This window comes from Petrotoga miotherma DSM 10691 (assembly GCF_002895605.1).
GTDB classification, from domain to species: Bacteria; Thermotogota; Thermotogae; order Petrotogales; family Petrotogaceae; genus Petrotoga; species Petrotoga miotherma.
Map to the genome: position 1 here is coordinate 17,130 of NZ_AZRM01000014.1, position 21,982 is coordinate 39,111.

General features: G+C 33.4%; 17 protein-coding genes. 15 read left to right on the forward strand and 2 right to left on the reverse strand.

Going from position 1 to position 21,982, the window contains the following annotated elements; genetic code table 11:
* Positions 1-10: 10 nt before the first annotated feature.
* From X928_RS02880 to X928_RS02945, 15 genes are all read left to right on the forward strand, one after another.
* The gene (locus tag X928_RS02880; RefSeq protein ID WP_103078408.1) at positions 11-1,333 is read left to right on the forward strand and encodes an NCS2 family permease; all 1,323 of its coding nucleotides are present in this window, start codon (positions 11-13) and stop codon (positions 1,331-1,333) included.
* Positions 1,334-1,361: 28 nt separating this feature from the next.
* Positions 1,362-1,979 carry a nucleotidyltransferase family protein gene (locus X928_RS02885; RefSeq protein ID WP_103078409.1) on the forward strand — a complete coding sequence of 206 codons (618 nt, stop codon included), beginning with the start codon at positions 1,362-1,364 and terminating at the stop codon, positions 1,977-1,979.
* Positions 1,976-2,980, forward strand: coding sequence for an ABC transporter substrate-binding protein (locus X928_RS02890; RefSeq protein WP_103078410.1), 1,005 nt, complete (start codon positions 1,976-1,978; stop codon positions 2,978-2,980). Before X928_RS02885 ends, X928_RS02890 begins: the two co-directional genes overlap by 4 nt.
* 32 nt (positions 2,981-3,012) lie before the next feature.
* Positions 3,013-4,056, forward strand: a complete 1,044-nt coding sequence (locus X928_RS02895) for a FecCD family ABC transporter permease (protein ID WP_103078411.1) — start codon at positions 3,013-3,015, stop codon at positions 4,054-4,056.
* Entirely contained in the window at positions 4,053-4,814 is a 762-nt protein-coding gene (locus X928_RS02900; RefSeq protein ID WP_103078412.1) for an ABC transporter ATP-binding protein, read from the forward strand. The genes X928_RS02895 and X928_RS02900 overlap by 4 nt, the downstream gene beginning before the upstream one ends.
* Before the next feature lie 38 nt (positions 4,815-4,852).
* Positions 4,853-7,009 (forward strand): glycogen debranching protein GlgX, encoded by a 2,157-nt coding sequence (gene glgX / locus X928_RS02905; protein ID WP_103078413.1) that lies wholly within the window; start codon positions 4,853-4,855, stop codon positions 7,007-7,009.
* A 21-nt stretch (positions 7,010-7,030) separates the two neighbouring features.
* Positions 7,031-8,695 carry a formate--tetrahydrofolate ligase gene (locus X928_RS02910; RefSeq protein ID WP_103078414.1) on the forward strand — a complete coding sequence of 555 codons (1,665 nt, stop codon included), beginning with the start codon at positions 7,031-7,033 and terminating at the stop codon, positions 8,693-8,695.
* A 78-nt stretch (positions 8,696-8,773) separates the two neighbouring features.
* Entirely contained in the window at positions 8,774-9,589 is an 816-nt protein-coding gene (locus tag X928_RS02915; RefSeq protein WP_103078415.1) for a bifunctional 5,10-methylenetetrahydrofolate dehydrogenase/5,10-methenyltetrahydrofolate cyclohydrolase, read from the forward strand.
* A gap of 2 nt (positions 9,590-9,591) precedes the next feature.
* On the forward strand, positions 9,592-10,764 hold the full coding sequence (locus tag X928_RS02920; RefSeq protein ID WP_103078416.1) for a MalY/PatB family protein: 1,173 nt from the start codon (positions 9,592-9,594) through the stop codon (positions 10,762-10,764).
* A gap of 216 nt (positions 10,765-10,980) precedes the next feature.
* Positions 10,981-12,714, forward strand: a complete 1,734-nt coding sequence (locus tag X928_RS02925) for a phospho-sugar mutase (RefSeq protein ID WP_103078417.1) — start codon at positions 10,981-10,983, stop codon at positions 12,712-12,714.
* A gap of 29 nt (positions 12,715-12,743) precedes the next feature.
* The gene (locus X928_RS02930; protein ID WP_103078418.1) at positions 12,744-13,640 is read left to right on the forward strand and encodes a tyrosine-type recombinase/integrase; all 897 of its coding nucleotides are present in this window, start codon (positions 12,744-12,746) and stop codon (positions 13,638-13,640) included.
* Positions 13,641-14,402: 762 nt separating this feature from the next.
* Complete coding sequence (locus X928_RS10335) at positions 14,403-14,525, forward strand: hypothetical protein (protein WP_281255714.1); 123 nt, start codon at positions 14,403-14,405, stop codon at positions 14,523-14,525.
* A 49-nt stretch (positions 14,526-14,574) separates the two neighbouring features.
* The gene (locus X928_RS02935) at positions 14,575-15,180 is read left to right on the forward strand and encodes a TetR/AcrR family transcriptional regulator (protein ID WP_103078419.1); all 606 of its coding nucleotides are present in this window, start codon (positions 14,575-14,577) and stop codon (positions 15,178-15,180) included.
* Positions 15,177-16,544 (forward strand): D-alanyl-D-alanine carboxypeptidase/D-alanyl-D-alanine-endopeptidase, encoded by a 1,368-nt coding sequence (locus X928_RS02940; RefSeq protein ID WP_103078420.1) that lies wholly within the window; start codon positions 15,177-15,179, stop codon positions 16,542-16,544. The genes X928_RS02935 and X928_RS02940 overlap by 4 nt, the downstream gene beginning before the upstream one ends.
* A 21-nt stretch (positions 16,545-16,565) precedes the next feature.
* The gene (locus tag X928_RS02945) at positions 16,566-19,763 is read left to right on the forward strand and encodes a S41 family peptidase (protein ID WP_103078421.1); all 3,198 of its coding nucleotides are present in this window, start codon (positions 16,566-16,568) and stop codon (positions 19,761-19,763) included.
* A gap of 111 nt (positions 19,764-19,874) precedes the next feature.
* Here the strand turns inward: X928_RS02945 and X928_RS02950 are convergent, their stop codons facing one another.
* Both X928_RS02950 and cas6 read right to left on the reverse strand, forming a co-directional pair.
* Positions 19,875-21,098 carry a 6-phosphofructokinase gene (locus X928_RS02950; RefSeq protein ID WP_103078422.1) on the reverse strand — a complete coding sequence of 408 codons (1,224 nt, stop codon included), beginning with the start codon at positions 21,096-21,098 and terminating at the stop codon, positions 19,875-19,877.
* Between the two features lie 48 nt (positions 21,099-21,146).
* Positions 21,147-21,932, reverse strand: a complete 786-nt coding sequence (cas6, locus tag X928_RS02955; RefSeq protein ID WP_103078423.1) for a CRISPR-associated endoribonuclease Cas6 — start codon at positions 21,930-21,932, stop codon at positions 21,147-21,149.
* Positions 21,933-21,982 lie beyond the last annotated feature (50 nt).

Consider the following 21,982-nt stretch of genomic DNA (forward strand, 5'->3'; position numbering starts at 1 on the left):
GGTTGAACTTATGGCAAACACTCAGCAAGAAGGTTTTTTAGAAAGGACTTTCAAGTTAAAAGAGAACGGAACAAACGTTAGAACTGAGGTCTTAGCTGGTATCACAACGTTTATGACGATGGCTTATATCATCTTCGTAAACCCTTCTATACTTAGTGATGCTGGAATGCCTTTCAACGGCGTCTTTATAGCTACTATAGCTGGAGCAATTTTAGGTACTGTAATGATGGCCTTACTGACCAATTATCCATTTGCATTGGCTTCAGGAATGGGTTTAAACGCTTTCTTTGCCTATTCAGTCGTAATAGGTATGGGGGTCCCTTGGCAAACCGCTCTAGGGATAGTTTTTTTGGAGGGTATCATCTTTATTGTACTTAGTGTTACCCCCGTAAGACAAATGATCGTTAATTCGATTCCAATGAGTCTGAAAACGGGGATAAGTTCTGGAATTGGTTTGTTTATTGCTTTTATAGGTTTGCAAAACGCCGACATAGTAGTAGCAGATCCTGCAACATTGGTAAAAATGGGGGATTTATTTTCTGGGACGGCTTTAATAGCGTTATTAGGCCTAATCATAACCGGGATTTTACACGCATTAAGGGTAAAAGGAGCCCTATTGTTAGGAATCATAATTGCTACAATCTTAGGGTTTTTCAACGGAGTTACACCAATACCCGAAGGTGTTGTAGCATTGCCAAGAATGGCTGATTGGTCTCAAGTTTTGTTCCAACTCGATATCAAATCTGCATTTAATATCGGCATGATAGGTGTTTTGATTTCGTTCTTATTTGTAGATCTATTTGATACAGCAGGTACGCTAGTAGGGGTTAGTCAGCAAGCAGGTTATTTGAAAGAAGACGGTTCCTTACCAAAAGCAGATAGAGCTCTCTTAGCTGACGCTATTGCTACTACTGGTGGTGCACTCTTCGGAACCAGTACTGTTACAACATACGTTGAATCTGCGTCAGGTGTTTCTGAAGGTGGAAGAACAGGGTTAACAGGTATCGTTGTTGCTATTTTATTCTTCCTTTCCTTATTTTTTCAACCTATAATAGCTATAGTACCCGGTGCAGCAACAGCACCAGCATTGATAATCGTTGGGGTAATGATGTTATCAAATATAAGAAGCATAAAATGGGAAGATTTTACAGAAGTTTTTCCCGCTTTCGTTGCAATGATAGTAATGCCTTTAACTTATTCCATTTCTAACGGAATAGCTTTAGGCTTTATAACCTATCCTTTAATTAAATTATTCACTGGCAAAGGTAAAGAAGTACATTGGTTAGTATACGTTTTGTGTGCTTTATTTATTGTTTACTTTATTTGGCTCTAAATCATTTAGGTAGGAAGTGGGTTTTACAATGATATCAGCGGTGGTATTAGCAGCTGGTGAATCCTTAAGAATGGGAACTCCTAAACAGATTTTACCTTGGGAAAATACAACTGTTTTAGAAAGCATTATCATCAAACTTATGAAATGCCAATATATAGACGATGAAATAATCATTGTATTAGGAGGTAACTTTGAGAATATAATTCCACTTTTTTCGAAGTATGAAGACCACCGTTTGAAAATAGTAAAGAATAAAAATTACAAAAAAGGTATGTTAACAAGTGTGTGGAGTGGTTTGAACTCATTATCCAATAATTCTGAATACATACTTTTCACACTTGGAGACATGCCTTTAATCAAAATAGAAACATTCAACACACTTGCTAGCTTTGCTATAAAAAACAAAACAATTGTTTTGGCACCTACTTATCATGGGAAAAGAGGCCATCCATTGATTGTACATAAAAGTCAAATACCAGATATTTATCAGTTATCAGGACCTGGAGGGTTAAGAACACTTTTAAGTAAATATCCTGAAAGAGTAACACTGCACGAAGTCCATGATGAAGGTATTACCATAGATATTGATACCTTTGAAGATTACAATATATATCTAAAAAAACAAAAGGGAGATGATAGTGAGTGAAGAGATTTTCATCCTTTTTTTTACTTTTGTTTCTTTTAACTTTCGCATATGCATTATTTGCCAATACAATAACGGTTACTGATATGGCAGGAAGGGAGGTAACAATACCTTCTAAAATAGAACGTATCGTGACAACTTACAAACCTGCTACTCAATTCGTATTTGCATTAAATGCTCAAAGAATGCTTGTTGGCGTGGATAATACATCAACAAGAGAAAAATTATTTACTTCAATTTATCCGGAAGTAGAACTGTTAGTAGAAGTGGGTTCAAAAAGAGAAGGGATAAATATTGAAACAGTGGCATCTTTAAATCCTGATTTAGTAATACTATTTCCACATAACCAAGCCGAATTCACAGCTTCCAAATTAGAAACGTTAGGGATTTCTACAATTATTATCAATCCTGAAAGTTTAGAAGAAATACGGGAAACCAACCGATTATTAGGAGAAGTATTGGGATTAGAAGATAGAGCAAAAATTGTAGATAAACAGTTTGATAATATTTTAAAATTGTTGGAAAAGACTAAAAACTTGCCGCAGGCTCAGAAAAAAGTTGTCTATTTCGCTAATTCTCAACTATTGGATACAGTGGGAAAAGATATGATGCAAACGGATATGATAGAGTGGGCTGGTGGAATAAATCCAGCAGCAAAAAGTGATGCTGGATTTATAAAAATATCTCCAGAGCAGTTAATAGCTTGGAATCCTGATGTTATAGTTACATCCCAAAAATTTCAAGATGATATTGAGGAACTTTATAAAGAAGAAAAATATCAAAACGTTAAGGCTTTTAAAAACAAGCAAATTTACCGTTTCCCATCAGTGCTAGAGCCATGGGATTATCCAAATCCATCATCTTATTTGGGTATGCTTTGGTTAGCAACAAAAATACATCCTGAACTTTTTTCGGATGTTGATTTTGATAAAGTAGCTGACGAATTTTATTACACTTTGTACGGAGTTTCATACAGGGAATTGTTATCTAAAATTGGAAATTAAATCATTAAACTTATTTATATGGAGATATTAATATGCACATTCACAATAAGAATCAGACTCCAGGTCAACATCAAAAAAGAACACTTCTCTATCTTTTATTAATTCTGTTATTGTTATTTATTATTTCACTTTTTGTTGGAAGATACAAAATCTCGTTCGTTGAAATTATTAACACGATAAAAAACTTACTCTTACATAACGATATACAAAGTAGTAACGATTGGTTAGTTTTCTTTCACATTCGTTTGCCGAGAATTATATTGGTAATGTTTGTGGGTTCTGTTCTATCTATAACTGGTGCAACATATCAAAGCGTTTTTAGAAATCCATTGGCTTCTCCTTCTATCCTTGGTGTGTCAGCCGGATCAGCATTTGGAGTAGCTTTGGCTATTTTGATCAACGAAGAATCGTTATTTGATACTTACTTATTATCTTTTCTGTTAGGGTTAGTTGCCGTTCTTTTTACGTTTTTTATTTCCGTTTGGAGTAAAGTGAAGGGGGTTACCGTTCTTGTTTTGGCAGGAATGGCGGTAACCTCTTTCTTCAACGCATGTGTCTCTTTAGTACAATACTTAGCAGATCCTTACGAAAAATTACCAAATATCGTATTTTGGTTAATGGGAAGTTTTAACAGGGCAGGTTGGAGAGAAGTATATATTTCATTATTTACAATGCTTCCAGGGATAATAATTCTACTTATTTTAAGATGGTATTTGAACGTCATGTCTATGGGAGAAGAAGAAGCATTATCCATGGGAATAAATGTTCGAAGAATGAGAATTTTATTGATCATTGTAAGTACCGTTATGGTTGCCCCTACCGTAGCTGTTGCAGGTCAGGTAAGCTGGATTGGTTTGATTACTCCACATATTGCGAGGTACATAATAGGTGCAAATCATAGGTACATGCTTCCTGCAACGTGCATTTTAGGCTCTGTACTTCTGCTTATTATGGACAACATCGCGAGAACAATCACACCTGCAGAGATTCCTATAAGTATCGTTACCGCTTTTATAGGCGCACCTTTTTTTGTCTATCTTTTATTAAGAAGAAGAGAAAGTGGGTGGAATCAATGATATCCATTAAGAATATATCCTTTTCATACGATACAGTTAGAGATACCATTAAAAATATAAGTTTTACTTTGAACAAAGGAGAACTGATTGCCTTGTTAGGACCTAATGGTTCAGGTAAAACAACTATACTAAAATGTTTAAACGGCACATTGAAACCAAAAACTGGTGAAATCTATATAGAAAATCATAATATTAAAAATCTAAGTTATAAAGAAATAGCAAAATTCATAAGTGTAGTTCCTCAAGAACACTCTGCTATATTTTCATACCTTGTGATAGATATAGTAGCTATGGGGATAACTCCCTATCTTTCTTTTGGAAGGATGCCCACAAAAAAAGACTATAGGACGGCATATACAAAGTTAGAATTTTTCAATATTCAACACCTTGCTGAAAAAAATTACAATCAATTAAGTGGCGGAGAAAAACAATTGGTGCTAATTGCAAGAGCCTTAATGCAAAATACGGATTACTTAATTATGGATGAACCAACGTCCCATTTGGATTTTAAGAATCAACATCTATTGATGAAAGAATTAAAAAAATTGAGTGAAAACGGGAAGAGTGTCATTACAGCTCTTCACGATCCTAATCTGGCTTTAAGATTCTGTGATAGAATAATAATGGTAAAAAACGGTGAAGTAATTTTTAGTGGTGAAAACACCAAAGTTATGAACCCACACAATTTACAAATCTTGTACGATGCACCAGTTTCGATGAATAAAGTGGAAGATGTAAGTATAATTTACATCAACTAGCAGAATATTGTGAACTAATACCCCTAGAAGGTGACATTATGGAAGGAACAAAAATAAGTGAAAAAACAAAGTTTAACATAAGTAAAGGATTCCCAGTTTTAGGTACGTCTATCGAAAAAGGTGGAGTTAATTTTGGTGTTTTTTCAAGAAACGCGACATCAGTTATTTTGGAGATATATGAAAATTACTATGATGAAGAACCAATGTTTAAATACGTTCTCGATAAAAAAGAAAATAGAACCGGTAATATTTGGCATGTTTTTGTTGAACAAGTAAGAGCCGGAATGTCTTTCGGTTGGCGTATGAATGGCCCCTACAAACCAGAGAAAGGATTTAGATTCAACAAAAACAAATTGCTTTTGGACCCTTATGCCAAAGTTATTGGGGGAACGTTAGATTTTACAGAAGAGTCTATTTTTGGTTATAATAAAAATGATCCGAAAAAAGACCTTAGTTTTTCCACTTTGGATTCTGCAAGATCTCAAGTCAAATCCATCATTTGGGATAGTCGTGAATACAATTGGAAGAACGATGAGCATCCACGTTATAAACTAAACGACATAATTATTTATGAACTGCATGTCAGGCTTTACACGATAAATCCAAATTCTCATGTAGAACATCGAGGAACTTATAAGGGAATCGCGGAAAAAATAAATTATTTAAAAGATTTAGGAGTAAACGCCATTGAACTAATGCCTATTTTTGCTTTTCCTTTGAACGATACCCCCAACGTTAATCCTATAACTTGTGAAAAATTAAAAAATATATGGGGTTACAATCCGGTTAACTTTTTTGCTGTGACGAGTAATTACAGATATGGTGTAAAAATTGGGGAGGAAATAATCCAGTTTCAGGATTTAGTTTTTGAATTACACAAAAATGGAATAGAAGTGATATTGGACGTTGTCTTTAATCACACAGCAGAAGGAAATGAATTGGGACCAACTCTCAATTTTAGAGGTTTAGAAAACTCCGTTTATTATCTTTTGAACAAAGATAACCCAAGATATTATGAAAATTTTTCAGGAACTGGAAACACTATTAATTCAAGCCATTACGTGGTGAAACAAATGATTTTGGATAGCTTGAGGTATTGGGTTTCCGAAATGCATGTAGATGGTTTCCGGTTCGATCTCGCTTCCATTTTAGGGAGAGATTCAAAAGGAAATTGGATTGGCGATCTGTCTCTGTTAAAAGACATTGCTGATGATCCTATCTTGGCAGGAACTAAACTCATAGCGGAAGGTTGGGATGCCGCTGGAGGATACTACGTTGGTGATTTTCCTACGGGATGGGCAGAATGGAATGGAAAGTTCAGAGACACGGTAAGAAGATTTGTGAGAGGCGATAATGGTGTAGTTTCAGATTTAGCAACAAGAATAGCTGGAAGTCCAGATCTTTTTGAAAAAAGAGGTAGAAAGCCTTACCATAGCGTCAATTTTATTACTTCTCACGATGGATTTACCATGTGGGATTTAGTTTCCTATAACAATAAACATAATGAAGCTAATGGGGAAAATAATCGTGACGGAACCAACGCTAATTATAGTTTCAATTACGGGGTTGAAGGAGATACTAACGACGAAAATATAATAAGACTCAGAAAACAACAAATTAAAAATTTCATCACAATATTAATGGTATCACAAGGGTTACCAATGATTTTAATGGGTGATGAATTCTGTAGAACTCAATTTGGTAACAACAATGCTTACTGTCAAGATAATCACATTTCATGGGTTGATTGGAGCAGAAAATTAAAATTCAATGATATTTTTAATTTCACAAAAAATATGATCAACTTTAGAAAAAGTCATTGTGCTTTAAGAAGAGACCGATTTTTCACAGGAAGAGATCTAAGTGGTGATGGAATAGCAGACATAACTTGGCATGGAGTTAAGCCTTTTAAACCCGATTTCGGATATTATTCTCACAGTCTTGCTTTCATGATAAGCGGCGAAGACTATATTCAAGGATGTAAAGAAAGAGACAATGATATATATGTGGTTTTAAATTCTTTTATAAAAGATTTGCAATTTGAAATTCCAAAATTACCGAATGGGAAAAAATGGTATAGGGTAGTAGATACATCCCAAGAATCACCCAAAGATTTTCTCTTAGAACCTTCTATAATTCAAGATAAACACTACACAGTACATTCAAGAAGCTCAATAGTTTTAATTTCAAAATAATTAAAAAGGAGGAGTTTTTCAATGCTTTCTGATATTGAAATTGCAAGATCTGCAAAACTCAAAAAAATTGATTTAATCGCCAACGAGCTGGATATTCCTGAGGAGTACTACAATCTTTACGGAAAAAACGTTGCCAAAGTTTCTCACAAATATTTGAAGGAGCTTAACTTCAAAAATGATGGTAATTTAGTAATGGTCACCGCAATTACTCCAACTCCGGCTGGTGAAGGAAAAACTACAACAAGCATCGCACTATCCATGGCTTTAAACAAAATCCACAAAAGATCAATAGTAACCCTAAGAGAGCCTTCTTTGGGTCCAGTAATGGGTATAAAAGGAGGAGCAGCAGGAGGAGGGTACTCTCAAGTCCTCCCTATGGAAGACATAAATTTACATTTCACAGGAGACATTCATGCTATTTCCTCAGCGCATAACCTGGTGTCTGCTGTTTTAGATGATTATATAAAGTACAATAAATGTGACATAGATTCAACTGAAGTCTCTTGGCCTCGAACAATGGATATGAACGATAGGGCGTTGAGAGAAATCATAGTTGCCTTAGGTGGAAAGAAAAACGGTTATCCCAGACAAGACGGTTTTATAATCACCGCCGCTTCAGAAATAATGGCAATATTATGTTTGACAGAAAATCTTGAAGATTTAAAGAAAAAATTATCTAATATAGTAGTTGCAAGAAATAAAAAGAGAGAGCCAGTGACTGTAAAAGATTTAGAAATTACAGGTGCTCTTTCTGTATTGTTAAAAGATGCAATTAATCCTAACTTAGTTCAAACAATAGAAAATACACCTGCCTTCGTTCATGGTGGACCATTTGCAAATATAGCTCATGGTACCAATTCTATTTTAGCAACTAAACTTGCTTTGAAACTTTCTGATTTCGTTGTAACCGAAACTGGTTTTGGTTCTGATTTAGGAGGAGAAAAATTCTATGATTTTGTTTCTCCGACTTTTGGGTTAAAACCATCAGCAACGGTTTTGGTAGCTACAATAAGGGCTTTAAAATACCATGGGGGACAAGACAAAAAAGAGTTGAATACACCCAACCTTGAAAGTTTAGAAAAAGGGTTGCCCAACTTGCAGGTTCATGTTGAAAACCTTAAAAAATATAATATTCCTGTGGTTGTCTCTTTAAATAAATTTTACTCAGATACAGATGACGAAATCAATATGGTAAAAAATTATTGTGATAAATTAGGCGTAGAGGTAAGTGTCAACGAAGGGTTTGAGAAAGGTTCAGAAGGTGCTATAGACTTAGCTGAAAAAGTTGTAAAAGCTAGTGAACAGCAATCCGAATTGAAAAGTATATACAATTTTGAAGATCCTTTAGAAGTTAAAATAGATAAGTTAGCAAAAAATATTTATCGCGCCGCTAAGGTTGAATATTCTTCACAGGCCTTATCAACAATGAAATTTTTGAAAAAATACGGATACGAAAATCTCCCTGTAATTGTAGCAAAAACCCAGTCTTCCATATCCGACGATCCTAAAAAACTTGGATTTCCAAAAGATTATACATTCACAATACGCGATTTTGAACTTTCTGCGGGTGCTGGTTTCATTGTGGCATTGGCCGGGGATATATTGAGAATGCCTGGACTTTCAAAGATCCCAAATGCCGTCAATATGGACATAGACAAGGAAGGAAACATTTCCGGATTGTCATAAAAAAACTAATAGAAAGATACTTATTTAGCTTCATTTCACACAAAGAGCTATATCATTGCTTTTAGGGGGTATCACATCATGTTAATTGAAGTAAAAAAAATTATTGATGAGATAAAGGTAGAAGTATCATCACTTAAAGAAAAAGTTCTTTATGAACCCAAACTAGTAAGTTTAGTTGTTGAACCTGACGAATCTACCAAATCTTATCTTAATTCTCAAAAAAGAAATGCAAAAAAATATGGAATCAACTTAGAAATCGTTGAAAGTAGTGATTTGATTAATGATCTAAGGAAATATAACGAAGACGATGATACAGATGCTATCTTTGTTGCAAGACCTTTAAAAAAAGGATACACTGAACTAGATATAGCAAAACATATCAATCCCGAAAAAGATGTTGAAGGGGTAAGTTTGCACAACATTGGTTCTATGTTCTACGAAAAAGAATTATTTGTGCCTTGTACGGCTGAAGCGGTAGTGAAAATAATAGAAGATACAACTGACGTTAAAGGAAAGAATATCGTTATCCTTGGGAGAAGTACAACGGTAGGAAAACCCGCTGCAATGATGCTCCAAAGACACGGAAGAGATGCCACTGTCACGGTCACACATACAAAAACTAAGAATTTAAAAGAGATATCCAAAGAAGCGGACATCTTGGTTGCTGCAATAGGAAAGGCTAATTTCGTTGATAGAAGTTTTGTAAAAGAAGGAATGATTGTTATTGATGTGGGTATTAATGTAGTGGATGGAAAGATAGTAGGTGATGTAGATAAAGATGTCTCAGAAATTTGCCAATTAACACCTGTACCCGGTGGAGTTGGAAGTGTCACAACAGCTATTCTAATGAGAAATGTTTTTAGAGCAGCTAACAATAAAAAGGGAGATTTATAATCTTGAAATACAATTTTGACGAAATTGTGGACAGAAAACCAACAGAATCAGTAAAATGGAACGGTGTAAAAAAACTTTATGGTAGAGACGATGTTATTCCAATGTGGGTAGCGGATATGGATTTTAAATCTCCACCTGACGTAATTGAAGCTTTAAAAAAACGAGCAGAACATGGGATATTTGGATATCCAATGTTAGACGATTATTATTTTGACTCTTTTATAAATTGGATCGAAACCAGGCATGGTAGTGAGGTAAAAAAAGAGTGGATAGTGACTACTGACGGTGTGGTTGACGCTTTAAAAGTAGCGATACTTGCCTACTCCAAACCAGGAGACAACGTTGTAATTCAAACACCTGTTTATTATCCTTTTTATAATATCATCAAATCCAATGGCCGAATGATAATAAAAAATTCTCTAAAATTTGAAAACGGAAATTATAGCATGGACTTTGATGATTTAGAAAAGAAATTATCACTCAAAAGAACGAAATTATTGATCTTATGTAATCCACACAACCCGGTTGGAAGGGTTTGGAAAAGGGAAGATTTAGAAAAGCTAGTTCAATTATGTGTTAAACATAACGTTATCTTGTTATCGGACGAAATACATTCAGATCTGGTATTTTCTCCCAACAAACATATTCCAATATTTTCAATCTCACAAGATATAAAAGGGTCTTCTTTAACTTTTTATGCCCCAAGTAAGACATTCAATTTGGCTGGCTTAAAAGCCTCGTTTGTTGTTATTCCAAATGAACAATTACGAATAGAATACAAAAATGTAATCGAGAGCCTTACAAGCGATAATTTAAATATCTTTGGAATGGTTGCAGCTAAAGTTGCTTACGAAAGAGGTAAAGATTGGCTTAATGATTTACTAAGTTACTTAATGAGTAATATTGATTACGTGTACGATTTCTTCAATGAAAAACTACCTAAAGTAAAATTACAAAAACCAGAGGGGACATATTTAATGTGGTTAGACTTTAGGGCATATGGAGATGAACAAAAAGTCAAAGATATACTCGTAAACAAAGCAAAAGTTGGTTTAGAAGAAGGTAGCATCTTTGGAGAAGAAGGTAAAGGCTTTTTTAGAATGAATATTGGATGCCCTATATCTATTTTAAAAGATGCATGCAACAATATCTACGATGCTTTTAAAGATTTATAAAAATAATAATTCATTGTGGGCAAGCTACAGGGCTAAGCCATACTCCTTTATCCTTATGGGCGGGCAGCGGGGCAAAGGGGCGCTAAAGAAGGGTTAGATATAACTTACATTGATGTAGGTATTTTTGAAATATTTGAGTCCCAGAAATTTTGTTTAAAGCATGTTTTAGTGTTTCCAAAAACAGTAAAAAGCATACAACTAAGGAGGCAACAAACTTTGAGAGATTACAAAAAAATCTACTATGAATGGTTAAATAGTCCATATATAGATGAAAAAGCAAAAGAAGAATTAAAAAGTATTGAAAACAATCCAGAAGAGATAGAAGAAAGATTCTACAAAGATCTCGAATTTGGTACAGCTGGATTGAGAGGGAAATTGGGTATAGGTTCAAATATGATGAATATATACACCGTGGGCAGAGCATCTCAAGCCCTTGCTGATTATATAACAGACTTCGGTGAAGAAAGAATGAAGATGGGCGTTGTAATAGCCTACGATGTACGCCGCTTTTCAAAGGAATTTGCAAAAGAATCTGCATTAATCCTTGCGGCAAATGGTATAAAAGCTTATTTATTTAACGATATCAGGCCCACGCCCGTTTTATCCTTTGCTGTCAGATATTTGAAAACTACTGCTGGAATAGTCGTTACCGCTAGTCACAATCCGAAAGATTACAACGGTTACAAAGTTTATTGGGACCAAGGGTCTCAAATATTAGATGATGTTGCCAATGGAATAGTAGAAAAGATTGAAAAGATAGGATACGATTTTAGTAAAATAAAAAAAATAAGCGAAGAAGAGGCAATAAACAAGAATTTACTTCAATACATTTCAAAAGAAGTCGATGAGGAATACATTCAAAGAGTCGAAGATTTGACGTTAAGGGATGAAGAGGTAGATAAAAATATAAAAATAGTTTACACACCTTTGAATGGAACATCAAATAATTTTGTCAAAAGGGTACTTAAGGATAGAGGTTTTAAAAATGTATTCATAGTTAAAGAACAAGAACTACCCGATCCAGATTTCAAAAGCGTTGCCAACCCAAATCCAGAATACGAAGTAGCTTTTGAAGAGGCAAAAAAATTAGGTTATGAAAAAAATGCCCAATTACTTTTAGCAAATGATCCCGATGGCGATAGAACCGCTTTAGAAATTTTAGATGACAACAATTACAAAATGTTAAACGGTAACCAAGTTGGAGCTCTTTTGGTTAATTATATACTGGAAAGTAAAAGTGAAAAAGGAAGTTTAGAAGATAACTCTGTTATCATAAAATCAATAGTTACAGGAGATCTCACAAAAAGAATTGCAAAAAAATATGGTGTATCCGTTCTTGAAACGCTTACTGGATTTAAAAATATTTGTGGGAAAGAAAACGAATTAGAAAAAGAAGGTAAGAGTAAGTTTCTCTTTGGTTTCGAAGAAAGTATTGGTTATATATACGGCACCTTTGTGAGAGATAAGGATGGAACTATTGCTTCTATGCTTATATCAGAGATGGTTGGATACTACTCTAAAAAAAATAAGAATTTACTTGACGTACTAGAAGATATTTATCAGGAATTTGGTTACGAGTTGGAAAACAATTATTCTCTTGTGCTTGAAGGAGTTGAAGGCCAAGAAAGGATCAAGCGAATAATGGAAAAGTTTAGAAACAACTTCCCCAAAGAAATGGGGGATCTCAAACTTGAACAATACGCGGATTATTTAAAAAGAAAAATATACAATTTAACAACAGGTGAAATTAGCGATATAACCGATATACCTTCATCTGATGTTTTAAGATTCTGGTTTAGCGATGGTTCATGGTATGCAATTAGGCCTTCCGGAACAGAACCAAAACTAAAAATATACATATATTCAAACGATAAAGAAAAAGAAAAATCAAAAGCAAAGCTCAATTTAATTAAAAATACCGTTGATAGTATCATAGAACATGTTGTTTAGCGTTTCACACCTTGTTGGGGGAAAAAACTATGATGGATATAGATAATACATCAGACTCTATAAAAGATAAAGACAAAATCGAAGGATATATCTCAGAATTTTTATCATATCTGAAATTCGTCAAGCGAAGGGCAGACTCAACCATATATGAATACAAAAAAATATTGAATAATTATAAAAAATTTGTTCAAATCTATGGTCTTACCCGAGGATGCTTTCTTAAATATCTTGAAGAGATCTCAAATCTATCTCAAAGAACCATAAAACTTAGGATAGTTGTTTTAAAATCCTTTTTGAACTACCTATACGAAAATGGCGAAATATCTGGTAAAAAATATTGGAAGGATGCAAACGCAAAGATCCCGAGTGACGTTCCTAAAGGCTTGACAGAAAGTCAAATCAAAGTTTTTTTCTCCGTTATTGAAGATAAATTTGACAAAACTTTTTATTCATTATTATTAAAAACGGGTTTAAGAATTTCAGAAGCCTTATCGTTAGAAAAAGAACATATTATTTTTTACGATGATCATGCCGAGCTTGTTATAAATGGGAAAGGAAACAGAGTAAGATATCTAAAGATTTCAAAACAATACGCAGAACAATTAGTAACCTTTGCAAACGGTAAAAAATACATATTTTCAAATGACAACGATGTTCCAATAACTTCTAGAACTATGGAGAGAAGATTTCAAGATTACGTTATAAAAGCCAACAAAAAGATCGATCAAATCAGAGTAAGTGGGTATAACAATATAAATTATATCAACGCAACCCCCCATGCATTAAGGCACACATGCGCAAAAAGGCTTTTAAACTCGGGAAAAAATTTAGAGGAAGTTCGATACATACTTGGACATACGACCATCTCAACTACCGGGATATACGTTAGATCTGATAGCCATAATTCAGTACTAGATCAAATATAAGATTACAACTTTAAAGTTACCTCTCAAAAAGTTCCCCAACTTAACGGGGAACTTTTTAATAAAATTTAATAAAGAAAAAAATATTTTGTTGTTTATTATATATTGAACTTTACATTGTATAATAAAATTTACAAAAGTATAATGTATTTACTATTAAAAGAGTCATTTCTATTAGATATAATTAGGTTTAATATACAATTTATCTATAACGTAGAATGAAATATATAATGTATATATGGTCTTTGAAAATTAAAATATAACAAAACAGATCAACAATAAACTAATGATCTAAATTTTTCCAGTGACAAATAAAAAAGTAAGTAATTTAGTAAAAATTATAAAAGAAATTCCTGTCGGAAAACCTAAGTTTTCCGACAGAGTGAGTTAAACAATCAATTAATACGAATTTTAACCTATGTAATCCTTTATTTATACTAATTACAAACTACCTCTTTGTAAAAAGCTCTGAGAGCTTTTGAATTTTTTAATAAATATAAAAATTAATATCTTGAATTTAATTCTCAAAATTAAGCGTTTTACGAAGACCCTTTTCCTTTGGAAGGGTTAGGTAAAAATTTTCACGAAAAATTTTAGATGAAAATTTAATTTTTTTCTTTTTATTCAGGAAACCATTTTATATACATTGTATATTTATATTATTTTGTATATATTAACCAATCTAAATAGCTAAAATTTTTTCTTGTTCTCAAAGAATGATATAATATAAAATGATTCATAAAGTTGATACTGAAAAGGCAAAAAATGAAGAAGGTGAAATACAAATGGAAAGTATGGGAACTGAATGTTAAAGTTGATGTTGTTTCAGATAGAGCTATAAGAAAAGAGTTAAAAGATGAAATATTAAAAGAAGCTATATCGATATGAAAAGAGATTACACTTTTTTCTTACAAATTTTATAAGTTGGAGAAGATTAATGACTAAAAGGCAAAAACCTTCTAAAAAAAATACACAATATAAGATTGGAAAGTTAATCGATTTAGCAAAAGGTGAGCTGCTCAATCACGGTATCACTAACTTCAATTATGAAAAGGTTATCTACGATGCCAGACTCAGCAAATCGACTGTTTATAAAAAATTCGGTAAAAAGGATGAATTTATAATTTTTCTTATTAAGAACTTATTAGATGATTTCTTTATTCCTTTTAAGAAATACGTTGATGATTTTAACACTTTCCAAGAAGTTCTTGACTATCTATCAAACTTAAACTTCGATGTTCAATCTCTGATGAAAGAGTACCCTATAGATGATCTTTTTGAACATCCTGAGATTACTTCAATTATAAATGATTACTACTATCAACGATTTGGAAAGGTAATCACTGATAAGATCGCTGAATTTCAAAATGCAGGGCAAATAAGAAATGATATCGAAGCTAAATACATCTTAGAATTTCTTACCTCTGTTACCAAAGGTATGGGTATGATGCTTAAAGATCATGACTTCAAGGAAGTTATTAATAATTACAGAAAGCTAATAGAGACAGCCTTAGCTTACAAAACAAATTCTGAAAAGGAGTGAACAGTATTAAATTCAAAAATAACTTAAGATCCAGTAAATTTTTTAACGTCTTGAGTCTCACAATCTTTATTATAGTTTTTTTTAACTTTAGTACCATTTCCATTGCTGCTCCAATTTCTAGTAGAGTTCCAATTGCTAGAGATGACGAAGATTCCAAGAAAATACAAATAATAGAACCATCCAAAATAGCTGAACCTGAATCCAAACCTGCTCCTACTATAGCGCCTTCAGAAACACCCCCTATACCTCCTCAAATCCAAAATGAATTAATTTCAAAATTGGAAACTTTTCACGGGTTTGTTGGATTTGAGTTGAGAGATCTTGCTACCAATGAAGTTCTTATTGCTTACAATTCTGAAAAGTTATTCATCCCAGCCTCAAACACAAAATTACTTACCGCACTTGTCGCCTTAGAAAGTTTAGGAGATGACTACAAATTTCAAACCAAAATATACTATACAGGGGAAATATCAAATAATTTCAGAGGAAATCTATATATAAAAGGTTTTGGAGATCCTGTCTTAACTTCTTTACAATACAAAGAAATACTAAAAAGGGCAACGGTGGATAGGGGAATAAAAAAGATATACGGTGATATAATTTTTGATTATACTTTTATGACAGAAGAAGGTTTCGGGAGAGGCTGGATGTGGGATGACCCCCAACCACAAATAGCTGCAATTAATATTTGGCAAACAAGCTACGAATCTTTTAAATATAAAACAAACTACGAAATAAGGGATTATATAAACTTTCTTACAACATTGTATTTACAAGAAATAGGTGTTGAATTTTGGGGAGAAATAAGGTATGAAGAAGTGCCTGCTAACGTCACTCTGCTATATTCTAATTATTCTCCACCCTTAACAGATATAATACAACAAATGTTGGAAACAAGCGATAACCAGATAGCCGAACAAATTTTTAGAGATCTTGGCGCTATTTACGGTAATGGAGAAATAGAAGATTCCGAAAATCACTTTAAGAAAGTTATCAAAGAAACCTTAGGATACGACCCAACCGACTATATAATTAAAGATGGCTGTGGATTATCTATGTACAACTTAATTTCCCCAAATATGTTATCAGATTCATTATTTTATCTATATTCAAAGTATCAATCTAAATTTTTCGATTACTTAGCGTCGCCCTACGAAGACAGTACTCTTGAAAAACGTTTCAACTTTGAAATTTATGCAAAAACCGGAACTTTGTATTACGATTCAGCAATCAGCGGGATTTTCAAATCTAAAAGTGGAAAATATTATCTTTTTAGCTTAATAGAAAACAACTTTCCTTTAGATGTTCAAAATGTGAAAGAGTTTGAAAATTCCATAATCAACTATCTCTATGAAAATTTATAATAACAAAAGGGGGAAGAATTTATGAGTGAAGAGTTCAACGGTTACTACAGATTTCCAACTATTTACAACGATCAAATAGCCTTTGTTGCTGAAGATGACATCTGGGTAGTTTCTTCTTCAGGGGGGATAGCCAGGAGGTTAACCACAAATGTTGGAGAAATCTCCGATTTGACTTTTTCTGAAGATGGAAAATGGATAGCCTTTACAGGAAGAGATGAAGGTGTACCAGACGTCTATATAATTCCATCTACGGGTGGTGTACCAATTAGATTAACATATCTAGGCGCAAATAGCAAAGTACTATGTTGGCATAATGGAAAGATAATCTTTTCATCAAATTATACCCAACCGTTTAAAAGGATTACATCCTTATGGGAAGTCGACGTTGAAGATAAGAGGAAATTAAAACAATTAGATTTTGGCATAGCCACTGAAATCTCATTTGGTAAAGAAAAAGGTGTTGTTTTGGGCAGAAAAACCGGAGATCCTGCTAGATGGAAAAAGTACAGAGGTGGAACGGCTGGAGAATTACTGATAGACGTAGAAGGGAACTACAACTTCAGAAAATTGCTCGATTTAAAATCCAACTTTGCCAATCCAATATGGATCCAAGACCGAATTTACTTCGTCTCAGACCATGAGGATGTCGCTAACATATACTCTTGCACAGTTGAAGGCAAAAATCTAAAAAAACATACGTATCATAACGACTTTTATGTCAGAAACCCAAAATCTGATGAAAAAAATATTGTATACCATGCCGGTTCTGATATTTACATTTTGAATTTATCAAATAACGTATCAGAAAAGGTAGATATAAAATACTACAGTACCTTACCACAAAGAAACAGAAAATTCGCTGAACCAACACAGTATTTTGAAGGTTTCTCTATATCTAAAGATGCTGAAAATTTAATAAGCACTCACAGAGGCAAAAGCTTTTATTACAACAATTGGTACGGTCCCGTTAAACAACTTGGGGAAGAAAGCGGTGTCAGATATAGACTTACCACATACTTAAATCTAAAAGATGAAGAAAAGGTTGTAACAATCAGTGATGAAAATAATTATGAACATATCGAGGTGTACGATTTAAAAAGTGGCAATTTAATCGATAAAGTCAAGGAATATGATTTAGGAAGGGTTATGAATATCGTTGCCTCTCCTAAAGATGAAGAGATTTTGTTAACTAATCAAAGAAACGAACTTATCTTGATCGATTTGAGAAACCATAAGAAGATTGATGTGGATAAAAGTACCATTGGTCCCATTAATGGATATTCTTTTTCTCCAGATGGTAGATGGATTGCTTATTCAAAATTTATAAACAACAAGCAAGCGGCTATTATGATATTTGATAAAGTAAAAGGAGAGATACACCAAGTTACAGAACCAATTCTGTTTGATGTAGACCCTGTCTTTGATCCAGACGGAAAATACCTTTATTTTCTATCTTATAGAATATTCAACCCAATTGAAGATAGATTTCAAATGAATTTAGCCTTCTCAAAAGGAACCAAACCTTATCTTATAACACTCAAAAAAGATTTCTTTTCACCTTTCCAAGAAATAAGTAAAAGTGAAGACAGAGAAAAAAGGAAAGACAAAGAAGAAGAAATAAAAGTTGATATTGATTTTGATAACATCGCTGATAGAATTATACCCTTCCCAGTTAGTGAAGAAAGATATGTAAACATACAAGCTGCAAAAGATAAGGTTTTTTACGCTATTTCTACTGTAAGTGGGGTACTGGAAGATGAAGAAGATATGCTCAGCGAGAAACATGAAAAATTAACCTTGAAATACTACGATCTCACAGAAAAAGAAGAAAAAACTTATCTTGAGGGAATCTCGGAATTTCAAATTTCCGAGGACAAAGAAAAAATCGCCATACGGATTGAAGATGACTTAAGAATTCTTAAAACTTCTAATCCTCCCTCGCCAGAACAAGAAAAAGAATGTGAAAATAAGTATACGAGAAAGTGTGGTTGGATAGATTTTCACAGGATCAATGTGGAAGTTCAACCACTGTTAGAATGGAGACAAATGCTTTGTGAAGCTTGGCGTCTACAAAAATTTTATTTTTGGAACAAAGACAAACTAGACAAAATCGAATGGGACAAGATCTTAGAAAAGTATTATCCTCTAGTTGAAAGAATAGCAACAAGAACAGAATTTTCTGATTTAATATGGGAAATGCAAGGAGAATTAAAATCATCACATGCCTACGAGATGGGGGGAGAATACAAGCCCAAACCAGTTTACAAAATAGGCTATTTAGGGGCAGATTTGATACTGGATGAAGATAAAAACCTTTACAAGATTAGTCACATTGTTAACGGGGATATATGGGACGAAAAAAATAAACCACCATTACTTGGGCCAGGAGTCGAAGTAAAAGAAGGAGATTACTTATTAGCGATAAACGGCATAGAAATAAAAGATAAAATACCCAATGAAATTTTGGTGAATTACAGTGGCAAAGATGTTGAAATAGTAGTATCAAACGGCGATAATATTGAACAAAAGAGAAAGTATGTTGTCAAAACGTTAAAAGATGAAACTTCTTTAAGATACAGAGAATGGGTAGAACAAAACAAGAAATATGTCCATGAAAAAACTAATTCACGGATTGGATACATTCACATCCCAGATATGGGATACACTGGATACGCAGAATTTCACAGAAACTTCTTAAGCGAAGTCAGATATGACGGACTCATAATCGATGTAAGGGTCAACAGTGGTGGTTTTGTATCTTCTCTGATCTTGGATAAATTGAATAGAAAGTTTATTGGATACGATCTCTCACCATATAGAGAGGCCGAAGCCTATCAATATGATAGTGTTAGAGGTCCAATGGTTGCTATAACTAACGAGTTTGCTGGTTCAGATGGCGATATTTTTAGCCACTCCTTCAAGTTGTTGAAACTAGGGAAACTTATAGGTAAAAGAACGTGGGGAGGAGTGATTGGAATTTGGCCCAGGAACCCACTGATTGATCATACTATAACAACCCAACCAGAAATGGCCTTTTGGTTCAAAGATGTTGGATGGGACGTCGAAAATTATGGAACCGATCCGGATATTGAAATAGATATTACCCCAAAAGATTACAAAGAAAAGAAAGATCCACAACTCGATATGGCTATAGAAATAGTACTACAACAACTGAAAGAGGATCCACCAATAGCTTCAAAAGATATCAAAAAACCATAAATCATTAAATGCAAAAAAGCCGAGTGCAACATTGCTCGGCTTTTTGTTTAAAGTATGATCTGTTTCTTGTCTTTATGCTTGAGATCTTATAACAGGTTTTTATTCTATAACTTATCTATCTTCAATTGGAAAAGATACGTATTTAGGAATACCATTTTCGTAAGATGGATAACTTTCTCCTTGAATTAAAGGTTTGGCATAATCAATAAAATCATCATTTACACCGTAACCGTCATGAGAAATATATTCTTCAGGTAAATATTTGGTGTTATTTGCCACCTCGAATAATGGGACCTTTCCAAATTCTATTTTGTAAGGGTCATTTGAGAGACGGTTAATTGTTACCATAAATCCTGAGATACCATCCCGAGCATATTCTAAGGCTTTTTCCCCTATCATAACCGCTTCAGCTTGATCAGTTTTACTAACGATGTGTCCTGCACTTCTCTGGAGGTAATCTGGAATGGACACATGTACCTTCAAGCCTAACCTTGTTAAAATAATGTTGGCTACAACCCTTCCAACATCTCCCAACTGTCTGTTTCCAAAACTATCGGTGTATCCCATATCAGAAACAAATGCGCCGCTTTTATACCTAATACCTTCCGAAACAGCTATCGTACAGTAACCATTCTTACTTACCTCTTTTTGAACCTTATCTATAAAATTATCTTCTTCAAAAATCCTTTCTGGTAACAAAATAACATGAGGTCCAAAATCCCCATTTAATTTAGCCAACGAAGTAGCTGCTGTAAGCCAACCTGCATGTCTGCCCATTGTCTCCATTATGAAAATTTTTGTAGAGTCTTTTGCCATACTACGCGTGTCTATACTTGCTTCCAACATTGAAATTGCCAAATACTTTGCTGCAGAACCATAACCTGGAGAGTGATCAGTGCCGTACAGATCGTTATCTATTGTTTTTGGAATCCCTATGACTTTTAAATCATAACCTATCTTTTTTGAATATTCGTCAATTTTATGGGCTGTGTCCATAGAATCGTTACCACCATTATAAAAGAAATAACTAATATTGTAATCTTCGAACGTTTTAAAAAGTTTTTGAAAACCTTCTTCATCACCTTCTTTTAATCTATGTCTGCAAGTACCAAAGGCGCTTGCTGGTGTAGCTTTCAAATTATTTATTTTATCAACTGATTCTTTTGTTAAATCGAATAATTTACCTTCAAGAACCCCTGTAATACCATTTATTCCCACATATATCTTATCAATTTGTGGATCCTTTAAAGCCTTGCTTATCAGTCCATATGCAGAAGCATTTATGACACTAGTAACTCCTCCCGATTGTGCATATATGATATTTTTTTTATTCAATAATTACACCCCCGAACTTTTAATTTAAAATTACAATGTATCTATATTTCAGCCTTCTTCAGCAAGTTGTAAAAAACTTCTTTCTTTGATGGAATCCTTTTCTACAGGAAGGATCATTCCAAAACCTTGTGCATTTTTAGCTCCCAATCCCGAATTAAGCGCTAATTTCAACAATTGAGTATCACCTTTTAAAATGAAATATCCAGTCCATCCTTTTATAATAATATCTTTGTAAAAAAGTAATTTTTCATTTTTTTCCGTTATACCATAAGGCTCAATATAAAAATTGTTATTTTTTATTCCAATTTCCAATGCCAAAGCTTTTCTCCTGAGATTTTCTTCTATCAGTTTTTTAAAATCTGATGAGTAAGGAGAAAAATAATGAGTATAACGATTCCCGTTTGGTAAAACGATAGTTGAATATGCTGTAATGGGAGACAAAGTTTTAACAAGCATTTCTTCATCAACTTCATTATGAATAACTTCATACTTCATCAAAGTAAAATAATTTTTTTCGATTCTCACAACCTTTTGTTCATTTAAAGAATTCAAAACTGCTTCTACTAATTTATCAATTGGTGAAGCGAAATAAATATTGAATAAACCTTTAAAAATCATTCTTCTTTTCTCAACTTTAAAAGAGTTATAGGGATAAATTCTTGAAAAAGTGAAAAGCTTCAACTTCTTATCTTCAGATCTTGTTCCTAAATCGTGGTACTTAGGCACAGCATTAGACATTAAATAGTAAAACAATCCTTGCAAAGGTCTATTGTAATGAACAGGAAGATCAATTTTATCACCTTCTAAAGCTCCGAATACCAACTTAATGACCAATAGAATCCCCCCAGTTTATATTATTATTAAATTTTTAGATAAAACCCTTT

Bases quoted from the DNA above. Each gene is read 5' to 3' on its own strand.
- X928_RS02880 (WP_103078408.1), top strand. From the start codon at position 11: ATGGCAAACACTCAGCAAGAAGGTTTTTTAGAAAGGACTTTCAAGTTA.
- X928_RS02885 (WP_103078409.1), top strand. From the start codon at position 1,362: ATGATATCAGCGGTGGTATTAGCAGCTGGTGAATCCTTAAGAATGGGA.
- X928_RS02895 (WP_103078411.1), top strand. From the start codon at position 3,013: ATGCACATTCACAATAAGAATCAGACTCCAGGTCAACATCAAAAAAGA.
- X928_RS02900 (WP_103078412.1), top strand. From the start codon at position 4,053: ATGATATCCATTAAGAATATATCCTTTTCATACGATACAGTTAGAGAT.
- glgX (WP_103078413.1), top strand. From the start codon at position 4,853: ATGGAAGGAACAAAAATAAGTGAAAAAACAAAGTTTAACATAAGTAAA.
- X928_RS02910 (WP_103078414.1), top strand. From the start codon at position 7,031: ATGCTTTCTGATATTGAAATTGCAAGATCTGCAAAACTCAAAAAAATT.
- X928_RS02915 (WP_103078415.1), top strand. From the start codon at position 8,774: ATGTTAATTGAAGTAAAAAAAATTATTGATGAGATAAAGGTAGAAGTA.
- X928_RS02930 (WP_103078418.1), top strand. From the start codon at position 12,744: ATGATGGATATAGATAATACATCAGACTCTATAAAAGATAAAGACAAA.
- X928_RS10335 (WP_281255714.1), top strand. From the start codon at position 14,403: ATGAAGAAGGTGAAATACAAATGGAAAGTATGGGAACTGAATGTTAAA.
- X928_RS02935 (WP_103078419.1), top strand. From the start codon at position 14,575: ATGACTAAAAGGCAAAAACCTTCTAAAAAAAATACACAATATAAGATT.
- X928_RS02945 (WP_103078421.1), top strand. From the start codon at position 16,566: ATGAGTGAAGAGTTCAACGGTTACTACAGATTTCCAACTATTTACAAC.